Origin of the sequence: Microbispora sp. ATCC PTA-5024 (assembly GCF_000511135.2) — a bacterium.
GTDB classification, from domain to species: domain Bacteria; phylum Actinomycetota; class Actinomycetes; order Streptosporangiales; family Streptosporangiaceae; genus Microbispora; species Microbispora corallina.
Map to the genome: position 1 here is coordinate 1,223,950 of NZ_KI866522.1, position 6,359 is coordinate 1,230,308.

7 protein-coding genes are annotated in these 6,359 nt (G+C 77.2%); all 7 read left to right on the forward strand.

Annotated elements, in window-relative coordinates; translation table 11 throughout:
* Window positions 1-642, forward strand: a 642-nt coding sequence (locus MPTA5024_RS05465; protein ID WP_036320417.1) for a vWA domain-containing protein, incomplete at its 5' end; no start/stop codon positions are given.
* Window positions 643-1,257 carry a cob(I)yrinic acid a,c-diamide adenosyltransferase gene (gene cobO, locus MPTA5024_RS05470; RefSeq protein WP_036320419.1) on the forward strand — a complete coding sequence of 205 codons (615 nt, stop codon included), beginning with the start codon at window positions 643-645 and terminating at the stop codon, window positions 1,255-1,257.
* Window positions 1,251-2,588 (forward strand): cobyrinate a,c-diamide synthase, encoded by a 1,338-nt coding sequence (locus tag MPTA5024_RS05475; protein ID WP_036320422.1) that lies wholly within the window; start codon window positions 1,251-1,253, stop codon window positions 2,586-2,588. The genes cobO and MPTA5024_RS05475 overlap by 7 nt, the downstream gene beginning before the upstream one ends.
* Window positions 2,585-3,307, forward strand: a complete 723-nt coding sequence (cobI, locus tag MPTA5024_RS05480; protein ID WP_036320424.1) for a precorrin-2 C(20)-methyltransferase — start codon at window positions 2,585-2,587, stop codon at window positions 3,305-3,307. The genes MPTA5024_RS05475 and cobI overlap by 4 nt, the downstream gene beginning before the upstream one ends.
* On the forward strand, window positions 3,304-4,179 hold the full coding sequence (gene cobM, locus MPTA5024_RS05485) for a precorrin-4 C(11)-methyltransferase (RefSeq protein WP_084369433.1): 876 nt from the start codon (window positions 3,304-3,306) through the stop codon (window positions 4,177-4,179). Before cobI ends, cobM begins: the two co-directional genes overlap by 4 nt.
* The gene (locus MPTA5024_RS05490; protein ID WP_084369434.1) at window positions 4,176-5,390 is read left to right on the forward strand and encodes a cobalt-precorrin-5B (C(1))-methyltransferase; all 1,215 of its coding nucleotides are present in this window, start codon (window positions 4,176-4,178) and stop codon (window positions 5,388-5,390) included. The genes cobM and MPTA5024_RS05490 overlap by 4 nt, the downstream gene beginning before the upstream one ends.
* Window positions 5,387-6,359: precorrin-6y C5,15-methyltransferase (decarboxylating) subunit CbiE (gene cbiE, locus MPTA5024_RS05495; RefSeq protein WP_232326226.1), on the forward strand; the 973-nt coding region annotated here is incomplete at its 3' end. The genes MPTA5024_RS05490 and cbiE, both read left to right, overlap by 4 nt.

Genomic DNA, 6,359 nt, shown 5'->3' on the forward strand with positions numbered 1-6,359 from the left:
CACCAGGTCGGGCGCGGACGCGACCGCGGCGGCCTGCTGCTGCGCCGCGACGACCTCCGCGAGGCGGTCCGCGAGGGACGGGAGTCGAACCTCGTGCTGTTCTGCGTGGACGCGAGCGGCTCCATGGCGGCCCGGGCGCGCATGCGGGCCGTGAAGGGCGCCGTGCTGTCGCTGCTCCTCGACGCCTACCAGCGCCGCGACAAGGTGGGCCTGGTGACGTTCCGAGGTGAAGAGGCCACGGTCGCGCTGCCGCCCACGTCGAGCGTCGAGCTGGCGTCGGCCCGCCTCGCGCGGCTCCCGACCGGCGGCCGCACCCCTCTCGCCGCCGGGCTGCGGCGCTCGGCGCGGGTGCTGGCGGCCGAACGGCTGCGCGACCCGCGCCGCCGCCCGCTGCTGGTGGTCGTGACGGACGGCCGCCACACCGCGGGACCCGACCCCGCGGGCGTCGCGCTGCGCCTGCGCGCGTCCGGGGTGGGCGGCGACCCGCTCGCCAGCGTGGTCGTCGACTGCGAGCAGGGACCCGTACGGCTCGGCCTCGCGGCGCGGCTCGGGGCCGCGCTCGGCGGGATCGTCCTGCGGCTCGACGACCTGGCGGCCGACGGCCTCGCGGGCGTGGTCCGCGACGTGAGGAAGGTGGCGTAGATGCCTCAGGGCAGACCGGCGACGGTGCCCCACGACGGGCTGACGACGCGCGAGCGGCGCAACCGGCCGCTCGTCATCGTCCACACCGGTGAGATGAAGGGGAAGTCCACGGCGGCGTTCGGCCTCGCGCTGCGCGCCTGGAGCCAGGGCTGGCCCATCGGGGTGTTCCAGTTCGTGAAGAGCACCAAGTGGCGGGTCGGCGAGGAGGCCGCGCTGCGCGCGCTCGGCCGCGTCCACGGCGAGACCGGCGAGGGCGGCCCGGTGACCTGGCACAAGATGGGCGAGGGCTGGTCGTGGATCCAGCGCCCCGGCGCCGAGGCCGACCACGCCGCCGACGCCCGGGAGGGCTGGGCGCAGATCAGGCGCGACCTCGCGGCCGAGACCTACCGGTTGTACGTCCTCGACGAGTTCACCTATCCGATGAAGTGGGGCTGGGTGGACGTCGACGACGTGGTGGCGACGCTGCGCGACCGGCCCGGCCGCCAGCACGTGGTGATCACCGGGCGCGACGCCGACCCACGGCTCGTGGAGGCGGCGGACCTGGTCGTGGAGATGACGAAGGTCAAGCACCCCATGGACGCCGGTCAGAAGGGCCAGAGGGGGATCGAATGGTGACCCTCCCCCGGGTGGTGGTCGCCGCCCCCGCCTCAGGCGCGGGGAAGACCACGGTGGCCACCGGGATCATGGCCGCGCTGGCGGCCCGGGGCCTGCGGGTGTCGCCGCACAAGGTCGGCCCCGACTACATCGACCCCGGCTACCACGCGCTCGCCACCGGCCGTCCCGGCCGGAACCTCGACGCGTTCCTCACGGGAGAGGGCCTGGTGGGCCCGCTGTTCGCCCACGGCGCCCGGGGCGCAGACGTCGCGGTCGTCGAGGGCGTCATGGGGCTGTTCGACGGCCGGGGCGCGACCGGGGAGGCGTCCACCGCCCACGTCGCCCGGCTGCTGCGCGCTCCCGTGCTGCTGGTCGTGGACGCGTCGTCGCAGTCGTCGTCGGTGGCGGCGCTCGTGCACGGTTTCTCGACGTACGACCCGTCGGTGGAGGTGGCGGCGGTGGTCCTCAACCGGGTGGGCTCGCCGCGGCACGAGGAGATCCTCCGGGAGGCGCTCGCCTCCCTGGGCATGCCGGTCGCGGGCGCGTTGCCGAGGGACGCGGGCGTCCACGTGCCCTCCCGGCACCTCGGGCTGGTGCCCGCCGCCGAGCGGGAGGACGAGGCCCGGCGGGCGGTGGCCGCGCTCGGCGCCCTGGTAGAGCGCCACTGCGACCTGGACATGATCGTCCGGATCGCCTCCGCCGCGCCGTCCCTCGCCGTCACCCCCTGGTCCGCCGCCGACGCCCTTCGGCAGGACGCCGTCGCGGCGGCCGGCGCGGGACGGCGGCCGGTGGTGGCGGTCGCGGCGGGGGCGGCGTTCACGTTCTCGTACGCCGAGACGACGGAACTGCTGACGGCGGCCGGGGCGGAGGTGGCGGTCGTCGACCCCCTCGCCGACGAACGGCTGCCCGAGGGCGTCCGCGGCCTGGTGATCGGGGGCGGGTTCCCCGAGATGCACGCGGCCGACCTGTCGGCCAACGTCCCCCTCCGGGCCGAGGTCGCCCGGCTCGCGGCGCGCGGGCTGCCCGTCTGGGCGGAGTGCGCCGGGCTCCTCTACCTCTCCCGGTCGCTCGACGGGACGCCGATGTGCGGGGTGCTGCCGGTCGAGGCCCGGATGACCGGCCGTCTCGCGCTCGGCTACCGCGACGCCGTACGGGCCGACGGGTCGGCCGTGCGGGCGCACGAGTTCCACCGCACCGTCTGCTCCCCCGCCGCCGGCGAGCCCGCCGCCTACACGCTCGCCGGCGGGCGGCGCGAGGGCTTCGTCCGGGGCGGGGTGCACGCGTCGTACCTGCACGTCCACTGGGCGGGCGCGCCGCGCCTGGCCCGCGACCTCGTGGCGGCCGCCGCATGAGGCCGGCGCTGGTGGGGGTCGGCGTCGGCCCCGGGGATCCCGACCTGGTCACGGTGCGGGCCGTCCGGGTGCTGCGGGACGCGGACGTGGTGGTGGTGCCGGTGGCCGACACCGGCGAGGAGGGGCGCGCCGAGCGGATCGTCCGGGCGCACGCCGAGCGCGAGGTGCGCAGGCTGGTCTTCGCGCTGACCGACGGCCCGCGTCGCGACGGCGCCTGGGACGCGGCCGGGGCGCAGGTCGCCCGCGCGTTCGCCGAGGGCAGCCGCACGGTCGCCTTCGCGACGATCGGCGACCCCAACGTCTACAGCACGTTCACCTATCTCGCCGCGACCGTGAAGGCGCTCGTCCCCGAGGTGGAGGTGCGCACGGTCCCCGGGATCACCGCGATGCAGGCGCTCGCTGCCGGCAGCGGCACCGTGCTGGTCGAGGGACGGGAGTCGCTTGCGCTGATGCCGCTGACCGCCGGGGTCGACGCGCTGCGCCGGGCGCTCGACGCCCACGACACCGTCGTCGCGTACAAGGGCGGGCGCGTGCTGCCCGAGGTCCTGGAGGCCGTGCGCGACGCCGGCAGGCTCGCCGGAGCCGTGTACGGCGCGTCGCTCGGGCTGCCGGACGAGGACATCCGTCCCGCCGCGGGCCTCGACCCCGGCTCGGCCGGGCCGTACCTGTCGGCGCTGATCGTGACCCCACCGAGGACGGGCCGAGGAGGCCGGCTGTGACGACTGACCCGACGCCCCAGGACAGCGGACGTCCGGCCCACCCCCCTGCCGTCCCGGACGTCGAGGGCGGACGGGGGTCGGTGACGTTCGTCGGCGCCGGGCCGGGGGCGGCCGACCTGCTGACGCTGCGCGGGGCGGCCGCCATCGGGCGGGCGGACATCGTGATCTGGGCCTCCAGCCTCGTCCACCCCGGCGTCCTCGACCACGCCCGCGCGGACGCGCGGATCGTCGACTCCGCAGCGGTGCCGCTGGAGGATGTGGTCGCCCTCTACGAGGAGGCGGCCCGCGACGGCCTCGACGTGGCGCGGGTGCATTCGGGCGACCCCGCCCTGTGGGGGGCCGTGCAGGAGCAGCTCGACCGGTGCGCGGCCCTCGGGCTGGCCACCGAGATCGTGCCCGGCGTGTCGAGCTTCACCGCCGTCGCGGCGGCCGTGGGCCGGGAGCTCACCGTCCCCGAGGTCGCGCAGTCGGTGGTCCTCACGCGCCTCGAGGGCGGCAAGACGCCGATGCCCGAGGGCGAGACCGTCCGGGGCTTCGCCGCGCACGGAGCGACGATGGCGCTGTTCCTGTCGGCCGCCCGCTCGGCGCAGCTCCAGCAGGAGCTGCTGGCGGGCGGGTACCCGCCGGAGACGCCCTGCGTCGTCGGGTATCGAGTGACGTGGGAGGACGAGCTCGTCCTGCGCTGCCGCCTCGACGAGCTCGCCGCGACGGTCCGCTCCCACCGGCTCTGGAAGCACACGCTCGTGCTGGTCGGGCCCGCGCTGGACGCCGAGGGGAAGCGCTCGCACCTCTACCATCCCGGGCACTTCCACGGGCACCGCCGCCCCGACCCCGTCGCGCGCCGCGCCCTGCGCTCCGGGGGCGCGTCATGACCGAGCCGCCCAGGCCCGAGCCGCGCGGCGGGCACGCGTCCGGCCCGGCCGAGCCGGACGGCCCCGACGCCGATACCGGCCGGCCGGAGCTGCGCGAGCCGGACCTGCCGCGCACGATGCGGGTGCGCAAGCGGGCGCTGCGCACCGGGTGGACGACGGGCACGTGCAGCGCCGCCGCCGCGAAGGCGGCGAGCATCGCGCTCGCCCACGGCGACACTCCCCCGCTGGTCGACACCCCGATGCCGGGCGGCGGCCGGGTGGAGCTGCCCGTCGAGTCCTACGACCTGGGCGACGGCCGGGCCACCGCCGTCGTCGTCAAGGACGCGGGCGACGACCCGGACGTGACGCACGGCGCCCACATGACGGCGACGGTGTCGTGGCGGCGCGAGACCGGCATCGAGCTGGACGGCGGCGTCGGGGTGGGCGTCGTGACGCGGCCCGGCCTCGGGCTCGAGGTCGGCGGCCCGGCCATCAACCCCGTGCCGAGGGCGCAGATCACGCAGGCGGTGGGCGAGGTCCTCGACCTCGAACGGCACGGCGTACGCGTGATCATCAGCGTGCCCGAGGGCGAGCGGATGGCCCGCAAGACGACCAACGCCCGGCTCGGCATCCTCGGCGGCATCTCGATCCTGGGCACGACCGGCGTCGTCCGGCCGTTCTCGACCGAGTCGTGGCGCTCGTCCGTCGTGCAGGCGATCAGCGTGATGGCCGCCCAGGGCGAGCGGACGCTGGTGCTGTCGACCGGGGGCCGCACCGACCGGGCGGCCATGCGGCTGCGCCCCGACCTGCCCGAGGTGTGCTTCGTCGAGGTGGGCGACTTCACCGGCGCCGCCCTCCGGCGGGCCGTCGAGGCGGGGCTGTCCGAGGTGGTGTTCGTCGGGATGGCGGGCAAGCTCGCCAAGCTGGCGGCGGGCGTGCTCATGACCCACTACACCCGGTCGAAGGTGGACCGGGGCCTGCTCGCCTCGATCACCGGGCGGGCCGGCGGCGACGAGGCCCTCATCGGGCGGGTCGCCGAGGCCAACACGGCCCGGCACGCGTACGAGCTGTGGGAGGAGGCGGGCCTGCTGGAGCCGGCAGCCCGCCTCGTCTGCGTGCGGGTGAAGGAGGTGCTGGAGCGCTTCACCGAGGGCGCCCTGGCGGCGACCGTCGTCATGGTGGACCCCGACGGGCACGCCCCGGTGGCGTCCAGCGAGGGGGCCGTCGCGTGACCCGCGGACGGGACGACGGCGTCGCGGGCGCGCCGGTCGCGGTGATCGGCGTGGACGGGCGGCCGCTCGCGCCGCGGGCGGCCGCGCTGCTCGCCGGGGCCACGCTGGTGGTGGGCGCCGCCCGGCACCTGGACGCCCTCCCGGTGCCCGGCCGGGCGGCCCGCCACGTGCTGGGCGACGTGACGGCGGGCCTGGAGGCGATCGGCCGCCACGAGGGACCGGCCGTGGTGCTCGCCTCGGGCGACCCGGGCTTCTTCGGCATCGTCCGCCTCCTGCGTGAGCGCGGGCTCCGGGTGGACGTGGAGCCCGCGGTGTCGTCGGTCGCGGCGGCGTTCGCCCGGGCCGGGCACTCCTGGGACGACGCGGTGGTGGTCAGCGCGCACGGCCGGGAGCCGCGCCGGGCCGTCAACGCCTGCCGCGCGCTGCCGAAGGTCGCCGTGCTGACGGCTCCCGGCTGCGGCCCCGCCGAGATCGCCGGCGCCCTGGGGGACCTGCCGCGGGTGCTCGTCGTCGCCGAGCGCCTCGGCGCCCCCGGTGAGCGCGTCACCACATGCACCCCGGACGAGGCGGCGGCGCGGACCTGGGCCGACCCGAACGTCCTGCTCGTGCTGGCCGCGGACGCGTCCCCCGGCAGGGGCTGGGCCTCGATGCGACGCCTGACTCCGTCCCGGTGGGGGCTGCCCGAGGAGTCGTACGAGCACCGGGACTCGATGATCTCCAAGGCGGAGGTGCGGGCGCTCGCGCTCGCCCACCTCGGGCCGGGGCTCGGCGACCTCGTGTGGGACCTCGGCTGCGGCAGCGGCTCGGTGGCCGTCGAGTGCGCCCGCTTCGGCGCGGCCGTGGTGGCGGTCGACCGGGACCCGGCCCAGTGCGAGCGGGCCCGCCGCAACGCCCGCGACCACGGCGTCGAGCTGAGCGTGGTGCGTGGCGACGCCCCCGCGTGTCTCGCCGACCTGCCGGACCCGGACG